The 23,364-nt window shown below is 41.7% G+C and carries 22 protein-coding genes; 19 read left to right on the top strand and 3 right to left on the bottom strand.

The features are described from left to right. The 6 genes from AC075L_RS15825 to AC075L_RS15800 all read left to right on the top strand — a co-directional run bounded on the left by AC075L_RS15825 (nucleotide 1) and on the right by AC075L_RS15800 (nucleotide 3,929). A complete protein-coding gene (locus AC075L_RS15825) occupies nucleotides 1-849 on the top strand; it encodes a TadE family protein (RefSeq protein WP_476387892.1) in 849 nt (282 codons plus the stop codon). Then, entirely contained in the window at nucleotides 840-1,295 is a 456-nt protein-coding gene (locus tag AC075L_RS15820; RefSeq protein WP_082809048.1) for a prepilin peptidase, read from the top strand. The genes AC075L_RS15825 and AC075L_RS15820 overlap by 10 nt, the downstream gene beginning before the upstream one ends. After that, complete coding sequence (locus AC075L_RS15815; protein WP_476387891.1) at nucleotides 1,292-1,618, top strand: TadE family protein; 327 nt, start codon at nucleotides 1,292-1,294, stop codon at nucleotides 1,616-1,618. The genes AC075L_RS15820 and AC075L_RS15815 overlap by 4 nt, the downstream gene beginning before the upstream one ends. Next, entirely contained in the window at nucleotides 1,590-1,754 is a 165-nt protein-coding gene (locus AC075L_RS15810) for a hypothetical protein (protein ID WP_476387897.1), read from the top strand. The genes AC075L_RS15815 and AC075L_RS15810 overlap by 29 nt, the downstream gene beginning before the upstream one ends. A 30-nt stretch (nucleotides 1,755-1,784) precedes the next feature. After that, nucleotides 1,785-3,254 (top strand): DUF6382 domain-containing protein, encoded by a 1,470-nt coding sequence (locus AC075L_RS15805; RefSeq protein WP_476387890.1) that lies wholly within the window; start codon nucleotides 1,785-1,787, stop codon nucleotides 3,252-3,254. Nucleotides 3,255-3,338: 84 nt separating this feature from the next. Further along, on the top strand, nucleotides 3,339-3,929 hold the full coding sequence (locus AC075L_RS15800) for a rhomboid family intramembrane serine protease (RefSeq protein WP_020993258.1): 591 nt from the start codon (nucleotides 3,339-3,341) through the stop codon (nucleotides 3,927-3,929). 7 nt (nucleotides 3,930-3,936) lie between these two features. Here AC075L_RS15800 and AC075L_RS15795 read toward each other — a convergent pair whose 3' ends face one another. Then, nucleotides 3,937-4,620, bottom strand: coding sequence for a sensor histidine kinase (locus AC075L_RS15795; protein WP_008706975.1), 684 nt, complete (start codon nucleotides 4,618-4,620; stop codon nucleotides 3,937-3,939). 139 nt (nucleotides 4,621-4,759) lie between these two features. Here AC075L_RS15795 and AC075L_RS15790 point away from each other — a divergent pair, with 139 nt between their 5' ends. Beyond that, nucleotides 4,760-5,173, top strand: a complete 414-nt coding sequence (locus AC075L_RS15790) for an HIT family protein (protein ID WP_128867721.1) — start codon at nucleotides 4,760-4,762, stop codon at nucleotides 5,171-5,173. A gap of 26 nt (nucleotides 5,174-5,199) precedes the next feature. Continuing rightward, the gene (locus AC075L_RS15785) at nucleotides 5,200-5,733 is read left to right on the top strand and encodes an RNA polymerase sigma factor (RefSeq protein ID WP_008706973.1); all 534 of its coding nucleotides are present in this window, start codon (nucleotides 5,200-5,202) and stop codon (nucleotides 5,731-5,733) included. Here AC075L_RS15785 and AC075L_RS15780 read toward each other — a convergent pair whose 3' ends face one another. Next, nucleotides 5,734-6,804 (bottom strand): undecaprenyldiphospho-muramoylpentapeptide beta-N-acetylglucosaminyltransferase, encoded by a 1,071-nt coding sequence (locus tag AC075L_RS15780; protein WP_177968495.1) that lies wholly within the window; start codon nucleotides 6,802-6,804, stop codon nucleotides 5,734-5,736. 168 nt (nucleotides 6,805-6,972) lie between these two features. Here AC075L_RS15780 and AC075L_RS15775 point away from each other — a divergent pair, with 168 nt between their 5' ends. Together AC075L_RS15775 and AC075L_RS15770 are read left to right on the top strand one after the other, a co-directional pair. Beyond that, nucleotides 6,973-7,413 carry a hypothetical protein gene (locus AC075L_RS15775; protein WP_055053367.1) on the top strand — a complete coding sequence of 147 codons (441 nt, stop codon included), beginning with the start codon at nucleotides 6,973-6,975 and terminating at the stop codon, nucleotides 7,411-7,413. Between the two features lie 571 nt (nucleotides 7,414-7,984). Beyond that, a complete protein-coding gene (locus AC075L_RS15770; RefSeq protein ID WP_055199833.1) occupies nucleotides 7,985-9,601 on the top strand; it encodes an MBL fold metallo-hydrolase RNA specificity domain-containing protein in 1,617 nt (538 codons plus the stop codon). Nucleotides 9,602-9,750: 149 nt separating this feature from the next. On the opposite strand, the gene AC075L_RS15765 is transcribed toward AC075L_RS15770, so the two are convergent. Beyond that, nucleotides 9,751-9,996, bottom strand: a complete 246-nt coding sequence (locus AC075L_RS15765) for a TIGR03905 family TSCPD domain-containing protein (RefSeq protein WP_008706968.1) — start codon at nucleotides 9,994-9,996, stop codon at nucleotides 9,751-9,753. Between the two features lie 368 nt (nucleotides 9,997-10,364). Between AC075L_RS15765 and AC075L_RS15760 the strand changes: the two genes are divergently transcribed. The 9 genes from AC075L_RS15760 to AC075L_RS15720 all read left to right on the top strand — a co-directional run bounded on the left by AC075L_RS15760 (nucleotide 10,365) and on the right by AC075L_RS15720 (nucleotide 23,253). Further along, on the top strand, nucleotides 10,365-11,063 hold the full coding sequence (locus AC075L_RS15760) for a 5'-methylthioadenosine/adenosylhomocysteine nucleosidase (RefSeq protein ID WP_008706966.1): 699 nt from the start codon (nucleotides 10,365-10,367) through the stop codon (nucleotides 11,061-11,063). 109 nt (nucleotides 11,064-11,172) lie between these two features. Then, nucleotides 11,173-11,541, top strand: a complete 369-nt coding sequence (locus AC075L_RS15755; RefSeq protein WP_022379846.1) for a hypothetical protein — start codon at nucleotides 11,173-11,175, stop codon at nucleotides 11,539-11,541. A gap of 87 nt (nucleotides 11,542-11,628) precedes the next feature. Continuing rightward, nucleotides 11,629-12,792 (top strand): class I SAM-dependent methyltransferase, encoded by a 1,164-nt coding sequence (locus AC075L_RS15750; RefSeq protein ID WP_008706963.1) that lies wholly within the window; start codon nucleotides 11,629-11,631, stop codon nucleotides 12,790-12,792. Beyond that, on the top strand, nucleotides 12,789-15,242 hold the full coding sequence (locus AC075L_RS15745; RefSeq protein WP_022379845.1) for a hypothetical protein: 2,454 nt from the start codon (nucleotides 12,789-12,791) through the stop codon (nucleotides 15,240-15,242). The genes AC075L_RS15750 and AC075L_RS15745 overlap by 4 nt, the downstream gene beginning before the upstream one ends. A 213-nt stretch (nucleotides 15,243-15,455) precedes the next feature. Beyond that, entirely contained in the window at nucleotides 15,456-16,946 is a 1,491-nt protein-coding gene (gene galT, locus AC075L_RS15740) for a UDP-glucose--hexose-1-phosphate uridylyltransferase (RefSeq protein ID WP_227310904.1), read from the top strand. 193 nt (nucleotides 16,947-17,139) lie between these two features. Beyond that, nucleotides 17,140-19,545, top strand: a complete 2,406-nt coding sequence (locus AC075L_RS15735; RefSeq protein ID WP_008706956.1) for an InlB B-repeat-containing protein — start codon at nucleotides 17,140-17,142, stop codon at nucleotides 19,543-19,545. Between the two features lie 185 nt (nucleotides 19,546-19,730). Beyond that, a complete protein-coding gene (gene asnS / locus AC075L_RS15730; RefSeq protein WP_008706954.1) occupies nucleotides 19,731-21,122 on the top strand; it encodes an asparagine--tRNA ligase in 1,392 nt (463 codons plus the stop codon). A gap of 84 nt (nucleotides 21,123-21,206) precedes the next feature. Next, complete coding sequence (locus tag AC075L_RS15725; protein WP_055059440.1) at nucleotides 21,207-22,259, top strand: metallophosphoesterase family protein; 1,053 nt, start codon at nucleotides 21,207-21,209, stop codon at nucleotides 22,257-22,259. Continuing rightward, complete coding sequence (locus AC075L_RS15720) at nucleotides 22,225-23,253, top strand: SLC41A family transporter (RefSeq protein ID WP_476387889.1); 1,029 nt, start codon at nucleotides 22,225-22,227, stop codon at nucleotides 23,251-23,253. Before AC075L_RS15725 ends, AC075L_RS15720 begins: the two co-directional genes overlap by 35 nt. Nucleotides 23,254-23,364: the final 111 nt, after the last annotated feature.

Raw genomic sequence — 23,364 nt, 5'->3', positions numbered from 1 at the left:
GTGAAAAGATGCTTTTACAGAAAGAAAAACAAAGCATTGAAGAAATCGGAAAAAAAAGATAAAAAAATTTATGAAAGGAGAAAAGTCTCTCTAAGCAATATTTACGATCTTTTATTCCCCCAAAAGAGTCGGAAATATTTTCGGACAAATGCAAAAGAACATATTGGAGAAGTTTCTTCTGTAAAAGTATCTTTCTGCACCTCTTTTCGGGGAAAGATTAAGAAGGGAAGTCTGGCAGTAGAAACAGCACTTGTACTGCCGCTGTTCTTCCTGGGAATGGTTACGCTGATTTCGTTTATGGATATATATAAACTGCAGACGGAACATCTGACTGCATTGTGTACGAAGGCAAAACAGGCAGGAATGTATGCGTATCTTCCGGGTGGGGACAGTGTTGATGATATTACGCTGCCGGATATCTACACGTATAAACCCTTTGGTGGACTGATACCTCTTCCGGATGTTGTAGTTTATAACCATGTAAAAGTCCATGCATGGACAGGAACCGAATTTCCTGACAATGGAGGAGAGCAGGGAGAAACAGAACCGATGGTTTATGTAACTGACTCGGGCAGTGTGTACCATAAAAATCCGGGCTGCAGCTATCTGAATGTTTCATTAAAACAAATTCCCGGAAGTTCCGCAAAATCTGCATCCAATAAGTACGGGGAGCATTATTCAGCCTGTGAAATCTGCAGCAGGAATCAGAATCCGGCAGGAGTGGTATATGTTACGGAACAGGGAAACAGATACCATAATCTGGAGTCCTGCAGTGGGCTGAAACGTTCGGTAAGACTGGTAAAAGCTTCCTCTGTTTCGGAAATGGGAGCATGTAGCAGGTGTGGCTGAATTTTGCCGGAGAGATGTATATGGAGATGAATGGCGTAAAAGAAATATGTGTACTTGGATTTCTGGGAATAAATTCATGGATAGATATCAGAAAAAAGCAGGTTTCTCTTCTGCTGATCATAATATTTGCAGTCTGCGGAACTGTGTGGACAATATATAGCAGAAGAAATGTTCCGGAGGTTCTTATGTGCGTGGGGACAGGTTTTCTCTTTGTGCTGATCAGCATCCTTACAGAAGGTGCTGTGGGAATGGGCGATGGCTGGCTGCTTATGGCACTGGGGACAGTGCTGTACCCGGAAGAATTTTTTTCAACACTTTTTATGGGAATGATCTGCAGTGCAGTATGGTCCGGCATCATGATGATGGGATTTTGCAGAAAGGGAAGTACGGAAATACCGTTTGTGCCATTTCTGCTGGCAGGATATCTGGGAGGATTTTTGATATGAAAGATAATTTTTGTATAACAAATGAATACAGTATAATTCGTAAGGGAAGTTTTACAATCGAGACTGCCTGTGTCATGCCGTTGATCCTGCTGGTGTTGATGGGACTTATCTATCTGAGCTTTTTTGTACATAACAGGGCATGGCTGACAGCGGCAGCTTATGAATCGGCAGTAAGCGGGAGCATGGAAGGGATTAAGAAAAACGGAGAAATATATGATACTGCAAGGATGCGTAGTGAGGAGCTGGGGAGTATTGGCTTTTTTCGGGGCGGAGAATTTAGGTACCCAGACAAATGTGAGAAAAGAAGTGCAGGTAACCTATGACCTGGACACGATCTCGTCGTATGGCAATCTGAGCTGGCATTTGAGGACAGAAGGGAAATCCGCAGTGATAAATCCGGTGAAACATATCCGCAGACTGCGGGCGGCGCAGGCGGTACTGAGAGAAATGGGGGAATAGAATAGTATGCGGACAGAATATAAGAGGGATATGAATCATAATTATCTCATTGTCTATGGTGAGAATGAGATCAATACAGATTCCTATCAGGTAAGGATGCTTGCGGGAAATGTGATTCCCTCTCTTCTGAAGTGCAGGATACAGGGGATGGATGGCAGATTTTTTATCTATTTTGATATTACTTCGAAACAGGCGGTGAATGTGCTGTATGAAGAAAAGAAGATGGGAGTTGAAGATCTCAGGCTTATTTTCGGTGGTTTTGTAAAGGCTATGGAAGATGCGGCGGAATATCTGATCAATCCCGGACAGTTTATAATGTCGCCGGAATATATTTATACAGATATTGAAAAAAGACAGATTTATTTCTGCATGATGCCCGGATATGAGAAGGATATTAAAGAACAGTTTCAGCTTCTGACAGAATATATTCTGCCGAAAATAGACCATCAGGATCAGGATGCGGTAATCCTTGGATATGGAGTATATAAAAGAGCAATGGAAGACAGTTTTCATCTGGAGCATATTAAAGAAGAATTATACAAAACTCAGAGTTCAGATGTAAATGGGGAGAAGAAAGAAAAAATAAATACAAAAAAGACAGAGCAGGAGATGGAGTTTGCAGAAGAAGAGACTTTCCCGGAAGATAATGAAAACCGGAATGAATTTGTAAGAGAAGGAGAAGATTCAAAAGAACCCGGCCGACTGAACCCGGTCGGTGTTATTGTGCCGGCTGCTGTTCTGATCTGTGGACTGGCAGCTGCTATCCTGAAGGGATATCTGCCACATGTGGAAATGGAAACCATACTTGGTGTAATTGTTATAGCTATAGCGGGTATCATGCTGGGCCTGCGTATTATAAAGACAAAAAAAGTTTTGCATCTCCCGGAACAGACGTATGCATCAGGAGAAACAGTGAGACACATAGAAAAAATAAGAAATATGCCATCATGGAATAAAACAGAAAAGAAAACATCAGGGAAAAGATCAGGATGGAAAGAAGCAGAAGGAAAAGTGTCAGAGCAGAAATGGGAGGACAGATTATATGAAAACCTGTCCCAGACAGTGGAGAGAAATCAGCAAACAAATCAGAGTCAGCCGGTGAATGGGCAGAAAATGTCAGACTGTGGACAAAAAACTTCCGAATCATCCCGGATACATATGGACTATGGTGAAACAGTAGTACTATCTGCCGGAACAGTAAGCGGACCTGCAAGTCTGGTGAGCAAAGAACCGGGAGAACTGGCGACCATTTATCTCAATGAAGATCTGACTGTGATCGGAAAGTTGGAAACTGCCTGTGATGCGGTGATCAGCCTGCCTACCGTAAGCCGTATCCATGCAAAAATACGAAAAAAAGAAGAAAACTATTTCCTTAGTGATATGAATTCCAGAAACGGAACGTCTGTAAATGGAAGATTACTTCGTCCGGATGAGGAATATCAGCTTGAACCGGAAGATGAAGTGGATTTTGCACAGGCAAGATATATATTTCTGGAATAAATGTTTTTACAAAATACAGGAGGTCTGCTACAATTAGTAATGGTACATTGTTTTTGAGATAAAGAAACAGAAAAGAGGTAAAACTTGGAAGAACTGAAAAAGGCACCGGTTACAGTGCTTCTCATTCTGGCGAATATTCTCGTTTTTACTGCAGTGGAATTTACCGGAGGATCAGAGGATACCATGCATATGCTTCAGTGCGGAGCGGCATATACTCCCGCCATTATGCAGGGAGAATACTATAGGATCTTTACAAGTATGTTCCTTCATTTTGGACCGCAGCATCTTGGAAATAACATGCTGGTACTGTTTGTGCTTGGAGGCAGACTGGAGCGTACAGTTGGAAAACTGAAATATCTGCTGATCTATCTTCTGGGAGGAATGGGTGGAAATCTGCTGTGTCTGTTCCTGGAACTGGACAGTGCGGATTTTGCAGTTTCGGCAGGTGCATCCGGTGCAGTGTTTGCTGTGATGGGTGCAATGATCTATGCTGTGATCAGGGGCAGAGGTCATATTGAAGATCTTTCTGCCAGACAGGTAGTGATCATGGCTGCTTTTTCGCTTTATTTTGGTTTTACAAGCGAAGGAGTGGACAATGCGGCACATGTAGGCGGTCTTATCTGTGGATTCCTGCTTGCAGTTCTGCTTTATCACCCTTCGCAGCGTGCAGGATAACCGACCTTTATTCAGGGGATGCCGGCAGATAAATATAAAAGGCAGAACCCTGACCGGGAGTGCTGGAAACCCTGATCTGACCATGGTGTGCAGAGATGATTTCTGCTGTTACTGCAAGCCCGAGACCGGTTCCTTCCGGTTTATATGTAATGAAGGGATGAAAGATGTTCTCAGTCTGCTTATGCGTCATACCACATCCGTTATCTTTAATACAGATGCAGATGCCGGAATCTGCAGGGGTGAGATTTACAATAATCTTTCCGCCTGGCTGATCGATGGCTTCACAGGAATTTTTGATCAGGTTAAATATGACCTGACGCATTTTTATCCGGTCAAGAAAAACAGGTGAAGAAGTATGTTCCACATGTATTTCCAGCCGGATTCCCAGATAGTCCAGAGTGTTTTTCTGACAGGATAAAACAGTGGTTAGAAATTCCGCGGGATTTACGGGAACAAGAGTAACTGTCTGTGCATGGCTGAAGTCAGAGAGTTCTTTCAGCAGTTCTTTTACATATTCAAGGTTATCCATAAGACTGTCCCATTGTCTGTAACTGCACAGTTCCGGGTGAGAGGAAGCCATCAACTGAAGTTCACTGTTGATCAGCGTGACCGGATTACGGATTTCATGTGAAAGTCTGGATAAAAGAAAACGAAAATCTTTTTCTGATTGTTTTGTTATTTCAATCTGCATATTATCACCTCAGGAAAAGTGTATCATTGTGAACTTTCAGCCGCAACTGATTTCGTCCTGAAAAATTCGCAATAAAACGACAAGTATTACTGATTATTGCAAATCAAAATCTTGAATTTTAAGAAAGAAGGATTTAAAGATGGAAAATTGTATTTTTTGTAAAATCGCTAATGGAAAGATTCCTGCTGCAACACTTTATGAGGATGAGAATTTCAGGGTAATTCTTGACCTGGGCCCGGCGAGTAAGGGACATGCGCTGATCCTTCCGAAATCGCATGCTGCCAATATTTATGAATTATCGGATGAAATGGCTGCAAAGGCAATGATTCTTGCAAAGAAAATGGCGACAGCGATGACAGCAGCACTGAAATGTGACGGATTTAATATTGTACAGAATAATGGCGAGTGTGCAGGGCAGACAGTATTTCATTTTCATATGCATCTGATTCCGAGATATAAAGGAGATCAGGTGGGAATCACATGGCACCCGGGTGAGCTCAGTGATGCAGATAAAGAAGAAATCCTGTTAAAAGTAAAGGAGCAGCTGTCCTGATATTCTGATACAGCACATTACAAAAGATGGAGAATATAGATTTTGTAAGTATCTACAGGAAATACCGCTCGCGGGCGTTCAATATTGGAAAATTTATCCTTGGCGATGAAGACGAAGCAGAAGATGTCTGTCAGGACGTATTTGAGACTTTGTTTCATATGGGCCGGAGTGTGGATTTTTCAGATGAAAAGAAACTGGAGAATCTGATTGTCAGAATCAGCTACCATAAGGCATCCGATCATCGCAAAAAGGCCTTCAGGAAATATGAATATGCGAACTCAGATGCGATTCTGGAAATGACAGATATGCGGGTAAGAAAAGGTAATCGTGTAGATGAGATTGTTCTGAATCTGGAGGCAGCAGGATACCTGCAGTCGATATTTGAAAAACTGAGAGAAAAGAACAGGACAAATTATGAAATCTATGTCAGTGTAACGTTATATGACATACCAACGCGTCTCGTTGCCAGACATTATCATATCACAGAAAATAATGTGAATAACAGAGTCATGAGGACGAGACGCTGGCTTGCCAGGGAATATAAGAAAATAACCCGGTGATTACTGTTTATTTACGCAGTCTTCGATCAGCCCGGTGATTTTTTCAATAGAATTCATATGACTGCTTTCTGACATGGCATGAACATAGGACTCTCTGTTCTGGTACAGTTCGCGGATTACGTTTAAAAGTGTGCTTTCTGTAATCTCTTCTTCCTCAAGTACCATGCTGAATCCCTGACGTTCAAATGAACGTGCATTGAGGATCTGGTCACCGCGGCTGGCATTTGCAGAAAGCGGGATCAGAAGATTGGGTTTTTTTAAAGCATTCAGTTCACAGATTGCATTGGCACCTGCGCGGGAGATAACGATATCAGACAGAGCAAACAGATCGGCAAGCTCCTGTTTAATATATTCATACTGTACATATCCTTTTGTGTCTTTGAGACTTTCATCCATTTTTCCCTTACCACACAGGTGGATAACCTGAAACTCTTTTAAAAGTTCCGGAAGGATTTTGCGGATATTTTCATTGACAGATGCGGCACCAAGACTTCCGCCGATCACCATAAGAACCGGTTTGTCATCTGTGAAACCACAGAATTCGCGGGCTGCCTCTTTACTTCCGTTTAATAATTCCTGACGGATAGGAGTACCTGTAAGTACTGCTTTGTCAGCAGGAAGACTTTTTACAGTCTCAGGGAAGTTACAGCATACTTTTGTTGCAGATGGAATGCAGATCTTATTTGCAAGTCCGGGAGTCATATCTGATTCATGAATGATGGTAGGAATTTTACGTTGACCGGCAGCGATTACAACCGGGACAGTCACGAAGCCACCCTTGGAGAAAACCACATCTGGTTTTAATTGTTTCAATAATTTTTTGGCCTCACCGAATCCTTTCAGTACACGAAATGGATCTGTGAAGTTTTTCAGATCAAAATAACGTCTCAGCTTTCCGGATGAGATTCCGTAATAAGGAATATTCATTTCTTCAATAAGCTTTTTTTCGATTCCATCGTAGGATCCGATATAGGAAATTTCGTATCCAAGCTCCTTAAGGCGTGGGATCAGAGCAATATTCGGAGTCACATGTCCGGCTGTGCCGCCGCCGGTGAGCACAATATGTTTCATAGAGATTCCTCCTGTTTTATTCTGAATAGTTACAACAATTCTATAAAAGACTGCAGGGAATATGTGAAATCCTGCGAAAATGTCCGGATTCATTATTTTATGGAATTGCTATACGTTACTATTTAATATGAACCCAGGGGGAGAAATTGTCAAGGAAAGTTAAATATTATGAAGAACAAAACAGATATACAGACAAAAAATCAGCAGATAGACAAAATACTTCAAGAGCAGTATGATGCGGAAACCAAAATACTTGAATCCGCATTGCTGAACGTAGCAGGCAAAACCTCATGGGATGAATTTCCGGAAGAATCCGAGGAGAAGATCCGGGCGGGGTATGATCGGCTGATCACCCGACTGAGAGAAACAGGGGATTTCAATGAAGCAGCCAGAGCTGAAAAGACAGGAAGCACCAGGGCGGCAAAGGAAAAACTTGAAATTCTTGAGTATGACTGGAACAGGACTCACAGAATCCTGAAATCTGCAGCTGCCGCAGTGGCAGTAGTTATGTTGACTGCGCTGGTGGGAATGACTGCTATAGCTGACTGTCGATATCCGGATAAAAATACGCAGACATATCAGAAGACATCCGTTTTTGAAAAAAAATAAAAAAATTTTATTTTTTTGTGTGATATTTGCCGATTTGATTCGCATAGTATATGTAATGAAAGTTTGCGAAGCAGAAATCCGGCATTTTATTCTTCGGATAAGTGTGCGGATCAAAGGCTCGGAACAAAACGTTATATATTTATGCACTGACCGACAGAGAATCATTAAAATATCGGCAAATTTTTAAAATTCTTACGTGGCAGATGCAAAGAAAGGCAGGAACAGTCGAAAAAAAACTGTTTCTGCTTTTTGTTTTCAGAAAAGATATTGTTAATTTGTTTCATTGTAGTGTATAATTAATACAATATAGAAGGATCATAAAAGCAGTAAAAAGCTGCCGGGTTAAACAGGCAAAATGCAGCAAAACAATTGGGGATATCAAAAATGTACTCTCGGAGTCTTTATTGCACTTGCTTTTATGGCTGATTTTTCGCCAGATGCATCCGAATTTTATCAACGTACGCACCGCGTACGCCTCAAAAATTCGGGCACATCTGACAAAAAATCTTCTCATAAAATCAAGTACAAAAAGATTCCGAGAGTACATCAAAATCTGAAGGGAGGTTTTTATATGAAGATTACATTTATCGGGGCAACTCATGAGGTTACGGGATCTTGTTATTATCTGGAGGCAGCAGGTCACAAGTTTCTTGTAGACTGCGGAATGGAGCAGGGACCGGATTATTATGAAAATGCAGAAATACCAGTGGCTTTGGGAGAGATAGAATTTGTTCTTCTGACACATGCACATATAGATCACTCAGGTAATCTTCCGGCTATTTATGCAAAGGGGTTCAGGGGACCGGTATATGCCACAGATGCCACCAGCCATTTATGCGATATTATGCTCAGAGACAGTGCGCACATTCAGATGTTTGAAGCAGAATGGAGAAACCGTAAAGGCAGACGACAGGGCAAACCGGAATTTGTTCCGGCTTATACAATGGAAGATGCCATGGGAGTGATCAGAAACTTTGTGGGATGCCCGTACAATAAGATGATCACTCCTGCAGAGGGAATCTCAGCCCGGTTTATTGATGCAGGCCATTTGCTGGGCTCTGCAAGTATTGAGCTGACGATCAGGGAGGAGGATACAGAGAAAAAGATTGTATTCTCCGGAGATATTGGAAATACCTGCCAGCCCTTGATCAAGGATCCTGAGTATCTGCACCATGCAGATTATATAGTTATGGAATCCACTTACGGTGACCGCAGTCATGGAGAAAAGCCTGATTATGTGAAACTGTTGTCAGAAATCATCCAGGAAACCTTTGACAGAGGAGGAAATCTTGTGATTCCTTCTTTTGCAGTGGGACGTACGCAGGAAATGCTGTACTTTATCAGACAGATCAAGGCAGACGGACTGGTGTATGGACATGACGGATTTAAAGTATATGTGGACAGTCCTCTTGCAAATGAAGCTACCACGATTTTCTCGGAGCATCAGTATGACTGTTTTGATGAAGAAGCGATGGAACTGATCCAAAAGGGAATTAATCCAATCAGTTTCCCTGGATTGAAGGTTTCCGTCACCAGTGATGATTCGAAGTCGATCAATTATGATGAGGAGCCCAAGGTAATCATTTCAGCCAGTGGTATGTGTGATGCAGGCCGTATCAAGCACCATCTGAAACATAATCTGTGGAATGAGAAGAATACGATTCTTTTTGTAGGATATCAGGCGGTCGGTACTCTTGGAAGAGCACTGATCGAGGGGGCTGCAGATGTGAAACTGTTTGGTGAACCTGTTCATGTGGCAGCGCATATCTGCCAGATGCCGGGAATCAGCGGTCATGCGGATGTGAATGGCCTTTTAGACTGGGCGAAGGCATTTGAGGAGAAACCGCAGAAAGTCTTTGTTACTCATGGAGATGATACAGTTACAGAGATTTTTGCAAAACGTCTGACAGATGAACTGGGGTATGATACAATGGCTCCGTTCAGCGGTACGGTTTATGATCTGGCAGACGATGTATGTCTGTATGAGGCAAAGGGTGTGAAAATCCAGAAAGCATCTGCATCACCGAAGGCAACAAGAGCAGCCAGAGCCTTCGAGAAACTTCTGGCACTTGGTTACAGGCTTATTACGGTTATCAGGAAAAATGAAGGAACGCCGAATAAAGATCTGGAAAGATTTTCAAGAGATGTTCAGTCCCTGTGTGATAAATGGGACAGGACAGATATGTAAATTAAAAAAATATCCCACGAAACTTTATCTATAGCAATCTTTGTAAATAATATATTGATTCAATTTACATTATTTAAGAGGCTTGCTATAGTTTTCGTGGGATATTTTATATGGTCACCTGCGTAACTGTTCAGTATTTCCACAGTTGTTTATTTGTTCAGAACTTCCTCCAGTGCAGTGGAAAGCTGATCCGGACATGAGGTATTCTTAAATCCGCATTTGATTCCTTTTAATCTGCTGATCACTTCCTCTGCATCCATTCCCTCTACAAGACTGGCTACACCCTGGGTATTTCCGCTGCATCCGCCGATGAAACGGACATTGTGGACTTTCTTATTGTCATCTACTTCAAATTCAATATGGCTGGCGCAGACACCTTTTGTTTTATACGTCATGATATGTTTCCTCCTGTGTGAAAAAATGTAACTATAAATGCTGCTGTTCATATACCACTACGTTACTGTTTACTTCGTTCTCAGTAACGTAGCCAAAATTTATTCCAGATTGCCTGCGGCAATGGAATTTTGGCTTGTATGTCTCGGGATTTTGGCATATTCATGCCAAAACACCTCGCGGAATAGTGATATGTGAACAGTAACATAAAATAGCAATTGTATTATAACAGAGGATAAAAAAAGTTTCCATATAAATAAAGTTTTGCTATAATAAAGAAATGTCAGGAACATTTGTCACTGTTTACACATCTGAACCTGATACCATGAAAATGAAAAATTACAATATACAAAGAAGAGGTGTTTTAATAATGAAATGTATCGGAATTATCGGAGCAATGGAACAGGAAGTTGCAAAAATCAAGGAAAAAATGCAGGATGTCACAATTACATCCAGAGCCCGTATGGATTTCTATGAGGGAACTCTGGAAGGAAAGAAAGTAGTTGTTGTACGCTCAGGAATCGGAAAAGTAAACGCAGGTATGTGCACACAGATCCTTGCAGATGTATTTGGTGTGGAAGCGGTGATCAATACAGGAATTGCAGGAAGTCTGAATAATGATGTAAATATTGGGGATATTGTTCTTTCCACAGATGTTTTGCATCATGATATGGATGCAATCGGCTTCGGATATAAGAAAGGTCAGATTCCGCAGATGGATGAATTTTCCTTCCCTGCTGATGAAAAACTTCGTAAACTGGCTGCAAAAGTATGTAAAGAAGTAAATCCTGAGATCAGTGTATTTGAAGGAAGAATCTGTTCCGGAGATCAGTTTATCTCAGATAAGAGCGTTAAAGATGCCATCATTTCAGAATTTGGCGGATTTGCAGTAGAGATGGAAGGTGCTGCTATCGGTCAGGCTGCTTATCTGAACCATATTCCATTCCTTGTAGTAAGAGCAATCTCTGATAAGGCAGACGGAAGTGCTCACATGGATTACGCTGAGTTTGAGATGGCGGCAATTGAACACAGTGTCAAATTAACTGTAAGAATGATCCAGGAATTGTAATCTGCAAGAAGCAGATGAAATAAAGCGGCACGTGAACTGTATTTCGGCACAGTCTGCAGAACTTTGCATATACTGAAATAGACAATCGAAAAGAATGCAGGATCGTACGATGTATCTGAAAGAATATTTTCCGTTTTATACCACATATGCAAATCCTCTTCTGTATGAAGGAGAACGGATGCAGGATAAAGAATTTAACCTGATGAAATCCTATTATCCGGGGACTGTACAGCATATTCAGGAGAAAATAGAAGAGGAATGTGATCTCATGGATTATGAGGGAAGCCGCCTTTATGATGAATATCCGGATAAATATATGATTTATCATTTAAGCTGCAAGATCAGGGAGAGTATGGAACCGGAAATAAGCACTCAGGCTATCAGGGAGGATTTTCTGGATGAACTGATACAGGTAATGCTTTGTCAGGAAATATCCAGAAGAAGATGCCGCAGATATCGCTGCAGGAGATACTTTTAAAACAGATTGTAATTGTTCGGGAAATCGGTTTGCTGGTACACCGGACAGTTACAACAGATTATATAACATTAACAGACAGAAAGAGCAATGAAAAATTTAAGAGAATATTTAGAAGAACAGATAAATGAAAATCTGATACAGGCTGTTCTGAGTGCCGGCAGAAATAAAGATGGCATATCAAAAATAAAGATTCGTCCGATCCGGCTGAAAGGACAGATCTGTTATCAGGCATCTGCCACAGAAGGACAGAAAGTTCTGCATAAAAACTACGGGCGTACGGAACTGATTGAATATGTGGAAAAAGAACTTGCAGAGAATTTCAGACAGTTTCAGGCACAGGGTGCAGTAACAGACGGGGTTGTTCTTGTCAGTAAAAAGGGGAAAATGACTATTAAACAGAAACACCATGAACAGAAAGAAAAAGTTCAGATCCAGGCACATAACCGGGTGAAACAATATATTCTTAAAGAAGGCGTTCCGGTTCCGTTTTTGATCGATCTGGGAGTTATGAATGAACAGGGAAAGATTATCCATGCCAGATATGACAAATTCAGACAGATCAATCGTTTCCTTGAATTTATTGAAGATATACTTCCCAGACTTTCCAGAGACAGAGAAATAACGATTCTGGATTTTGGCTGTGGAAAGAGTTATCTTACCTTTGCCATGTATTATTATTTAAGAGAACTAAAAGGATATGATGTAAATATCATAGGTCTTGACCTGAAAACAGATGTAATTGAGAAATGTAATTCTCTGGCACTCAGATACGGATATGAGAAGCTGCATTTCTATCATGGTGATATTGCAGATTATGAAGGTGTATCCTGTGTGGATATGGTGGTAACGCTTCATGCCTGTGACACAGCTACCGATTATGCACTTGCCAAGGCAGTGGAATGGGGAGCTGAAGTCATTCTTTCCGTACCCTGCTGTCAGCATGAAGTTAATAAACAGATCAAAAATGAAATGCTGGAGCCGGTTCTGCGCTATGGAATCCTGAAAGAAAGGATGTCTGCGCTGATCACAGATGCTGTGCGTGCAGATCTTCTGGAGAGCAAAGGTTATGATACCCAGATCCTGGAGTTTATTGATATGGAACATACACCTAAGAATCTCCTGATCAGAGCAGTCAGAACAGGGAAAAGATCAGACCAGGGTAAGGTGGAGAAAATGCTTGCAGCCCTGAATATCCATCCCACACTGGACAGGCTTCTGAATGAAAAAGAACAGGAAGGGAGTGTGCGATGAAAAGGATACTGAAAAAAGCAGGTATTCTTCTTCTGGTATTTCTGCTTGGTACAGCAGGTACTGCATTGCTTCTTAACAGTGAATCCACAGATAACCGTTCTGATTTTAATGACGCAGTGTTTCCGGAAGTCATGGTGGATATGAATGATACGCTGATAAACCGGATGTATGGATATGCGCAGCCTATGCAGGCGGATTTTACCAGAGACAGTGTGACTCCTCTGGATACATCAAAAAAACTGACATTTAAAGTGAATCCCTATGATTCGGAAGTAAAGAGTTTTTCTTATGAGATCCGTACATCTGATGGAAGTAAAGTCCTTGAAAATAAGAAGATTAAGAATCTTGTAAAAGAAGATCAGTATTTGTCCGTAGACGTGGAGATTGGCAGTGATCTGCGTATGAATCAGGAATATTCCATGCAGATTGCCCTGGAACTGGATGAGGGTACAGCATATTATTATACGAGAGTTGTTTCCAGGTCACAGGTACATGTATCAGATTATGCAGCTTTTGTAAAATATTTTTATGAAGCGTGTCTTGACAAAGAGTCAGCAGATGCACTGGGAAGTTATCTGGAACCACAGACAACAGGAGCAGCAACGAATTATTCGGGGATTAATATTAATTCTTCCCTGAGTGAGATCAGTTGGGGGAATCTTGCTCCGCAGCTGTGTCAGGAGGGAATTCCTGTGATCAAAGAGATCAATGAGACAACTGCCAGCGTTGTGCTGGAATATCAGCTGACTTCGCAGAATGATGATGAGGAAACGGAATTATATGACGTAAAAGAATTTTACAGAATGAAATATCAGGATACCAGGATTTATCTGCTGGATTTCCAGCGTTCTGCAAATCAGGTCTTTGATGGTACACTGCCTGTTTATGAGGATGATGGGATTATCCTTGGAGTGCGCGATAAGAATGTAGAATATATGATGAATGATGCTGCTACTGTGATAGCTTTTGTGCAGGAGGGAGATCTGTGGTCCTATTCACCGGGCAATGAAAAGGTAAATCAGGTTTTCAGTTTCAGAAAATTGAAGGACGGAGATTTCCGCGATTCCAGAACTCAGCATGACATCAAGATCGTCAGAGTAACTGATGAAGGAGATATTGATTTCGTACTTTATGGATATATGAACAGAGGAAGCCATGAAGGATATGAAGGAATTGCAGTTTACCATTACAATCGTGATAAAAACGTGGCAGAAGAAAGAGCCTTTATCCCTGTTTCGGAATCATTTGAATTTCTGAAAAAAGATCTTGAAAAACTGTCCTATGTCAATGAAAAGAATGAGCTGTTTCTGATTCTGGCGAAGAATCTTTACAGAATCAATATCGAAGAGAACTCCAGTGAAATTCTTGAAAAAGGAATAAAAAATGCGAATTTTGTATCTTCCGATAATAATGATCATGCAGCCTGGCTGGTTTCAGAGGGGGATGAAAAAGGAAATATCAAGGAAATTGATTTTGATACCTGTAAAACCCGACTGATCGCACCGCAGAAAGGCCAGAGACTTCGTACAGTTGGATTTATGAATGAAGATCTGATTTATGGAATGCTGAATAAAGAAGATATTCTTACAGATGAGGAGGAACATAAATCTGTTGGGATCCGCATTCTGCGTATTGAAGATTTTGAAGGAAATGTAAAAAAAGAATACCGGAAAGACGGACTTTATATCACTGATATTTCAGTAGGAAATACTCTGATCGAGTTTGAACTTTCTGCAAAATCCGGAGAAACCTCTTATGTTGCCCAGAAGAAAGATACGATCATGAATAATAAAAAGGCAGCGGCAAATACAGTAAAAATCGAACTTATTTCTGCATCCAGGACAGGTGTTCGTGTGAAACTGGTATTTAACACAACCAAACAGACAGATTCTCCGCTGACTATGTATGCAAAGGTAAGCAGTTCCGACCGGAAAGACATTGTTCTGGACACTCAGATTCCTCAGGAAACAGCATATTATGTTTACGGACAGGGCGGACTGAACGGTATCTATACAGATCCGGCGAAGGCTGTATTGCGTGCAGATACGCTGGGAGGTGTAGTGCTGAACCGTACACAGCAGTATGTATGGGAACGTGGAAATAAAAAGACAAAAATGCAGATAGATACAGAAGGGATTCCGGAGATTGTGCTTCAGGGAACCTATGATATTAAAACCCTGAAAAAGAGTCTCAAAAAGACCGGAACTGTGATCGATCTTTCCGGCTGCAGTCTGGACAGTGTGCTGTACGAGATAAGTGCACAGCGTCCGGTAATTGCCAAAACGGGAGCAGATACAAGCGTGGTGATCGTAGGATATGATGAATATAATACCTGGCTGTATGATCCGGTTAAAAAAGAGACCTATCCGTATGGAATGAATGACAGTACGGATCTTTTCCAGAAAGCCGGAAATGTGTTTATCACCTATATAGAAACAGTAAATTACTGATGAAAAACATAACCGGCAGGCAGCTGAGAACGGAGCGAACAGTAACGCGACAGCAACCTGCCGGTTATTCATCCAAAAAATTGTAAAAATGCTTCTTTACATTTCACTGATATTTGAGTATTCTAAAAAGGACAAACAGTGGCAGAGAAATTTATTGTTTAAATACGTTACTGTAAGAGTGAAACAGTAACAGCGAAACGGAGGAACGTACAGATGTTATATGAGAACATTAAAAAATTAGTACAGTACGGAGTAGAAACAGGACTTACACCGGCCTGCGAGAAGAATTATACAATAAATCTTCTTCTGGATGTCTTTAAAGAAGACGAATATGTGGAACCTGAGGAAGAGTACAGGGATATCAATCTTGAAGAGGTATTAAATGCACTTCTGGATGAGGCTGTGAAGAGAAATCTCATAGAAGACAGTGTTGTGTACAGAGACCTTTTTGATACCAGACTTATGAACTGTCTGATGCCGCGTCCGGCGCAGGTACAGAATGAGTTCTGGAGCAGATATGAGAAAGATCCACAGGAAGCAACCGATTACTTCTATAAACTCAGTCAGGACAGCGATTATATTCGTCGTTATCGTGTAAAGAAAGATCAGAAATGGACAGTAGACAGTGAATATGGTAAAATCGATATCACCATCAATCTTTCCAAACCGGAAAAAGATCCGAAGGCAATCGCTGCTGCCAAGCTTGTAAAATCCAGCAGTTATCCGAAATGTCTTCTTTGCCCGGAGAACGAAGGATATGCAGGAAGAGTTAATCATCCTGCCAGAGAGAATCACAGAATCATTCCTATCACTGTAAATGACAGCCCCTGGGGATTTCAGTATTCCCCATATGTGTATTACAATGAGCATTGCATCGTCTTTAACAGTCAGCATGTTCCGATGAAGATTGAGAAGAATACCTTTATTAAACTTTTTGATTTTGTAAAACTTTTTCCGCATTACTTCCTGGGATCCAATGCAGACCTGCCTATCGTAGGCGGTTCTATTTTAAGTCACGATCATTTCCAGGGCGGACATTATACTTTCGCAATGGCAAAAGCACCGATCGAGAAACATGTGACTATTCCGGGATATGAGGATGTAGAAGCAGGTATTGTTAAATGGCCTCTTTCAGTTTTAAGGATCCGTCATAAGGATGAGAAGAGACTGATAGAGCTTGCTACACATGTTCTGGAAGCGTGGAGAGGTTATACAGACGAAAGTGCGTTTATCTTTGCTGAAACTGATGGAGAACCGCACAATACGATCACACCGATCGCCCGCAGATCCGGAGATATGTTTGAACTGGATCTCACACTTAGAAATAACATTACTACTGATGAGCATCCTCTTGGTGTATACCATCCGCATGCAGAGTATCACCATATCAAGAAAGAGAATATTGGTCTGATCGAAGTAATGGGACTTGCCGTACTTCCGGCAAGATTAAAAGAAGAATTGGAACTTCTGGCAGAATATATTCTGGAGGGAAAAGACATTTCTTCCAATGAGAAGATTGAGAAACATGCAGCGTGGGTTGCAGAATTCCTTCCGAAATATGACAACCTTGATAAAGACAACATTCAGGATGTTCTCAGAAAAGAAGTCGGTAATGTATTCGTTCATGTACTTGAGGATGCCGGCGTATATAAATGCACTGCTGAAGGCAGAGAAGCATTTATGAGGTTTATCAATAAATTATAAGGAATATTTTCAACCATAAGAAAACAGTGTTTACATAGCAGGATGACAAATCTGGTATTATTTACATATGAGCAGGTTGTGGCGGTTCTGATCAAAAGCCGGGCAGTCTGAAGATGTTTTTGAATGATTGGGAATGCATAGAGAACGTCCCGCATATTTTATGTTGGGACGTTTTTGCAAAATGGAGGTAAATATGTACAGAAAAAGACACAAAAGAGGAAAGCGTCTGGCAAGTGTGTTTCTGACTGTGGCACTGATCACTGCAACAGTTCCCGTACAGGCAGCAGAGTTCGGCACTCCGGACAGTTTTGAAGAGATTTTCAGTTCAGGGGAAGAAGATTCGTGCATAACTGATACAGAAAATACTTTGCCGGCAGCTTCTGATTCGGAGAAAGTAATGGCATCGGAACTGTCACCAACACCAACAGTGACTTCGACACCGGAGGGTACACCTGCACTGACAGAAACACCGACTCCTTCGGTCACACCGATGCCGTCTTCAACACCGACTCCTTCAGTCACACCATCACCATCTCCCACGCCGACGATTAATCCGGAGAAAGAGGTAATGCTCCGGTTTATAGACGGAGAAGGAAATGAATGCGAACAGCTGCGAACAGTGATGTCCTGGGGTGAATCTTTGATCCTTCCCAATGTACCGGATACAGGTGCACCAGATATGTGGAAACTGGAAAAAAATGAAAAACTTGGAGATGCGATCACTCTGAAGGGTGGAGATATTCTTACTCTGAAGAAAGGCGAGAGCTGGAATCTGTTTCTCGAAAAAGGCATCCTGAACTTCTATATGCCAAAGAAATGTACGGTTTCCCTTTATAATAATTCAGGAACCAGTGTGTTTTCCAATGGGATTCTGCAGGCATATGAGACAAAAAACGTCATACTTCCGGATATGCCATCATCTAAATACATTAATTATGGATGGACAGATACAAAGGGAAGTTCTGCTGTAAAATATGAACTGAATTCAGAATTTACAGTGACCGGCGACACAGATTTTTACATTGTGCGCCGTACAGCACTTCAGGTGAATTTTAAGACCAATACGGGGGCAAGCAACAGTAAATTTACCAGACTGAATCAGAAAGTCGGAAAAGGACTTACAGTTACAATGCCGCAGGTGCCTGTCAAGACAGGATATCAGTCTTTGGGATGGTCAAAGAGTAAAAAAGCCTCCAAAGCTGACTATAAAGCAGGCCAGAATGTGACTATATCAAAAACACTGACTCTCTATGCTGTATATAAGAAATTGCCTTACACAGTTACTTTCAATAACAATAATGGAACAAGTACCAGCAAAATTTATACTTCGCTCACCATGTATGCGTCAAAAAATCAGAAAGTGACACTGCCTGATGTGCCGAAAGTAAAGGGCTATACAAATCTGGGCTGGACAACTGAAAAGGGAGAAACAGAACCGGAATATTCAGCCGGTGATACAGTAAAGATTACAAAGGCAACTCAGTTCTATGCAGTGCGCAGAAAGAGTAATTATTATACGGTCAGCTACTATCTGGGAAATGGAAGCACTAATGCGGCTTATCAAAAACTTACTCAGACAGTAGAAGAGGGAACGGTTGTTACCTTTGCAAAAGTACCGGCAAGAACCGGTTATGTTAACCAGGGATGGTCAAGTAAGAAAAATTCTGAGAAAGCAACAGCAAAGGCGAAATGTACAGTCAACAAAAATATCACTCTTTATGCGGTACAGAAGAAGGCAGTACAGCTGACTTTTCACAGATGTGACGGCAGCACCTGGCAGAAAACGACTCTGGCAAAAGGAAGTTCTTATTCTCTTCCGGGCGTAAGGGATGCGGAAGGTTATACTTTTATGGGGTGGTCCACAAAACCAATGCAGAGTGTTTCTCCGCAGTATGAGGCAGAAGAAAAAATCACGGTAAATGGAAATGTGGATCTCTATGCAGTGGTATTTAACAGAACAACGGAAACAGACCTTACAGAGGATCAGCTTCCGCAGGTAGATATCTATAAATATAAACAGGTGATTTTTGTAGGTGATTCCCGTACGGAATTTATGGAAAATGTTCTGACAGGAATGGGAGAATCTGCGACTAAAAATGTGAAGTTTGTCTGCTCGGCAGGAAAGGGACTGGACTGGTTTACCACTACAGGATGGGCTCAGCTTTATTCCATAGTACAGCACGATTCCAACAGTATTCTTTCAAAGAAAACCGCAGTGATCTTTAATTTTGGAGTAAACGACTTGTCAAAATCTGCAGATTATGCGGAGTATTATAACTGGATTGCACCACAGCTTAAAAGCAAAGGATGTGAACTGTACTTCATGTCTGTAAATCCGGTGAATCGTCTGATGCTTCCCAATGCGGGAAGAGCGGACAGAAGTGAGGCGGCAGTCAGATCATTCAATCAGTATATGAAAGCAAATCTGTCTTCTGCTTATACTTATATTGATATGTATTCTTATCTGAAATCAACAGGATACAGCTTTGCCAGTGATCATTACGGAACCGGTACGGTAGATGACGGGCTTCACTATACTACAAGGACATATAAGCGTATTTTTGCAAAATGTATGGATTCATTGAGAGTGCCTGCCTGACCAAATGGCAGAGAGCATGATTTTGCTACACCTGACAAAAGAAAAAACATAGTTAAATACCAGATTACTCCTTGCGTGAAAACAGGGAATAGTCTATACTAAAAGGCGAGACGGCTGTTATCTGAAACAGCGTTTCGTCTTTTTGTGTAAGACCAGAACGATGAGGAGAAAGAGGAAACATAGATATGAAGTTAACAACAGTAAAAGAGATTTACAAAGAGAGAGAAAAATACCTGGATAAAGAGGTTACAGTAGGCGGATGGGTACGAAGCGTACGTGACTCCAAGACATTTGGATTTATCGTGCTTCACGACGGAAGCTTCTTTGAGACTCTTCAGGTAGTTTATCACGATACAATGGAGAACTTTGCTGAGATCAGCAAATTAAACGTAGGTGCAGCGATCATTGTCAAAGGTACACTGGTAGCAACTCCACAGGCAAAACAGCCATTTGAGATCCAGGCAGCAGAAGTTACAGTAGAGGGTAATTCTGCACCTGATTATCCGCTTCAGAAGAAACGCCACAGTCTTGAATACTTAAGAACCATCACACATCTCCGTCCGAGAACAAACACATTCCAGGCAGTATTTCGTGTACGTTCTCTGTGTGCCTATGCGATTCACCGTTTCTTCCAGGAGCAGGGATTTGTTTATGTGCATACTCCGCTGATCACAGGAAGCGACTGTGAAGGTGCAGGTGAGATGTTCCAGGTAACTACTCTGGATATGAACAACGTTCCGACAGATGACAAGGGTGCTGTAGATTACTCTCAGGATTTCTTCGGAAAAGAAACTAATCTGACAGTAAGCGGACAGTTAAACTGCGAGACTTTTGCACAGGCATTCCGCAATGTTTATACTTTCGGACCAACCTTCCGCGCTGAGAATTCCAACACAACCCGCCATGCGGCAGAGTTCTGGATGATCGAGCCGGAATGCGCATTTGCAGATTTAAATGACAACATGGATCTTGCAGAGGCAATGCTGAAATATGTGATCCGTTATGTACTGGAGAATGCACCGGAAGAGATGAATTTCTTCAATTCTTTTGTTGATAAGGGACTTCTGGACAGACTGAACCATGTGATCAATTCTGAGTTTGGTCATGTCACTTACACAGAAGCAGTAGAGCTTCTGGAGAAGAACAACGATAAATTTGACTACAAAGTATTCTGGGGATGCGATCTGCAGACAGAGCATGAACGTTATCTTACAGAAGAAATCTTTAAGAAACCTGTATTTGTAACAGATTATCCGAAGGAGATCAAAGCTTTCTACATGAAGATGAATGAGGATAACAAGACTGTTGCAGCTATGGACTGTCTGGTGCCTGGAATCGGTGAGATCATCGGTGGAAGCCAGAGAGAGGATGACATTGAGAAACTTGAGAAACGTATGGACGAGTTGGGACTTAAGAAAGAGGATTATGACTTCTATCTTGATCTTCGTAAATATGGTTCCACACGCCATTCAGGATTTGGTCTTGGATTTGAACGTTGCGTAATGTACCTTACCGGCATGGGCAACATCCGCGACGTAATTCCATTCCCAAGAACTGTTAAAAACTGTGATTTATAATTTGACTGATATCAGTATTGTGGGAGCATTGAAGCTGCAGAGCAATCCGCAGATATCAAAAATGTTATAGAAAGAGAGATTGGCATGAGATTTATTCATCTTGCAGATGTACACCTTGGTGCAGTTCCTGACAGGGGCTGTCCATGGAGCAGCAGGCGGGAGGAAGAAATCTGGGAAACTTTCCGCCGGGTTATTGCGGGTATCCGCGAGAATCCGGTGGATTTGTTATTTATAGCAGGAGATTTGTTCCACCGCCAGCCTCTTCTACGGGAACTGAAAGAAGTAAATAACCTGTTTTCCACCATCCCGGATACCCGGGTTTATCTGATGGCAGGAAATCATGACTATATTAAGGCTGATTCTTTTTACCGGGATTTTCAGTGGGAAAAGAATGTGACATTTTTTAAGAATGAACAGCTTACCTGTGTGAAAGATGAGAAACTGGATATTTATGTATATGGACTGAGCTATGAACATCAGGAAATAGAGAATCCTCTGTATGATTCTATACATCCTGCAGAGGGAGAGGGGGTTCACATTTTACTGGCTCATGGTGGAGATGCGAAGCATATCCCCATGAATATCAAATCAATTGCTGCGTCAGGATTTGATTATATTGCATTAGGACATATTCATAAACCCCAGATTCTGATCCGGGATAATGCAGCTTATGCAGGTGCGTTGGAGCCTGTTGACAGAAATGATCTGGGTGATCATGGATACATAGAAGGACATCTGGAAAATGGAAGGCTTAAGACAAATTTTGTTCCTTTTGCCTGCCGTTCCTATGAGCAGATTCTTCTGATGCTGCGTGAAGATTCTACACAGGCATCTCTGGAGGATATGCTGAAGGCGGATCTGGCGAATAAAGGACGCATGAATATCTACAGGATCGTAATCCAGGGAACCAGGGCACCGGAGCTTCTGCTGCTTCCCGAGAGACTGAAGTCTTTTGGCTACGTAACAGAGGTTCTGGATGAATCAAAGCCTTCCTATGATCTGGAAGCACTTCAAAAAAAATATAGTGGAACACTGATTGGTGACTATATCAGTTATTTTCTTGAAAAAGACAGAAATGCAGTGGAGGAGAAGGCATTATATTATGGTCTTCAGGCTTTACTGGAAACAAGCAGGTGACAGACAGAATATGATTATCAGACAGTTAAATATTAAAAACTCTGGAGAAATCCATGATAAAACTTTAGAGTTTTCTCCGGGAATTAACGTTCTGTATGGAGAGAATGAAAGCGAAAGAGCGATAGTACATACGTATATTAAAAATATGTTTCTCGGAGATATCAGTGAAGCAATCTACGATAATGCAGTTTTTGCTGCGAAGTTAAAGAGTCCGACAGAACAGGATCTGGCTCGGGAGCTGCAAAAATTTATGACCGGCTATCAGGGAACTGCAGACAGCTCCATGGATCTGGGACGGGCCATGCAGATGCTCAAGATGTCCAGAAAGGGTTATCTGGTACAGGCAGACAGAAAACAGAAAGAGACAGAACAGGAGAGGCAGAAACTTCTGACCAGGATGGATGATATCATAAGTGATCTGAATGATCTGAATGGAAAGCTGGATCAGATTAATGAGAAAGAGGAGTCGTTACGGATGCATCCCGGAGATGAAAATGGTGCGGTTATTCTGGATGAGAGAATGGCACAGGCAAAGGCAAAAAGAAACAGCTTTGCAATGGGAATGCTGATATCGGCCGCTGCCGGCATCTTTGGATTGATTTTGACTGCGATTATAGCGGACAGTGTTTCGGTAAGTCTGATCGTAGCGGTTATTGCAGCTGCGTTGGTGGGATTTTGTGGAAAACAGCAGCTGAAGTATGCAAGGGAATTTCAGAAGAGAATACTGATGAAGAAACGTTGGGTATCCAGGCAGGAGAAACTCAGATGCAGTAAAGAAAATCTCAGACAGGACTATGATGAGAAAGAAACAGAACTTTGTAACCTTAAGGAAGAATACCGGGAATACGAAGAAAATTCTTTTCTGCTTACATCGGAAGAGCGGGAAGTACAGGCTCTGAATATGGCGATGGAAACCATAGAGAGAATGTCAGGAAATATTCATCTTCAGGTGGGACGAAAGCCTGCAGATACGTACTTCTCAGATTTTGAGTGAGATTACAGATGGTGAATATCAGGACGTACAGATGGATGCGGCATCCCACATGACAGTAACTACCGGGAACGGAGCGGAAGCACTGGAATGTCTCAGCCGCGGCACTCTGGA

Source organism: Blautia sp. ZXY-1-B12 (assembly GCF_056339915.1).
The sequence above is the reverse complement of the archived record's forward strand: the minus strand, read 5'-3'. Positions and strand labels throughout refer to the sequence as shown.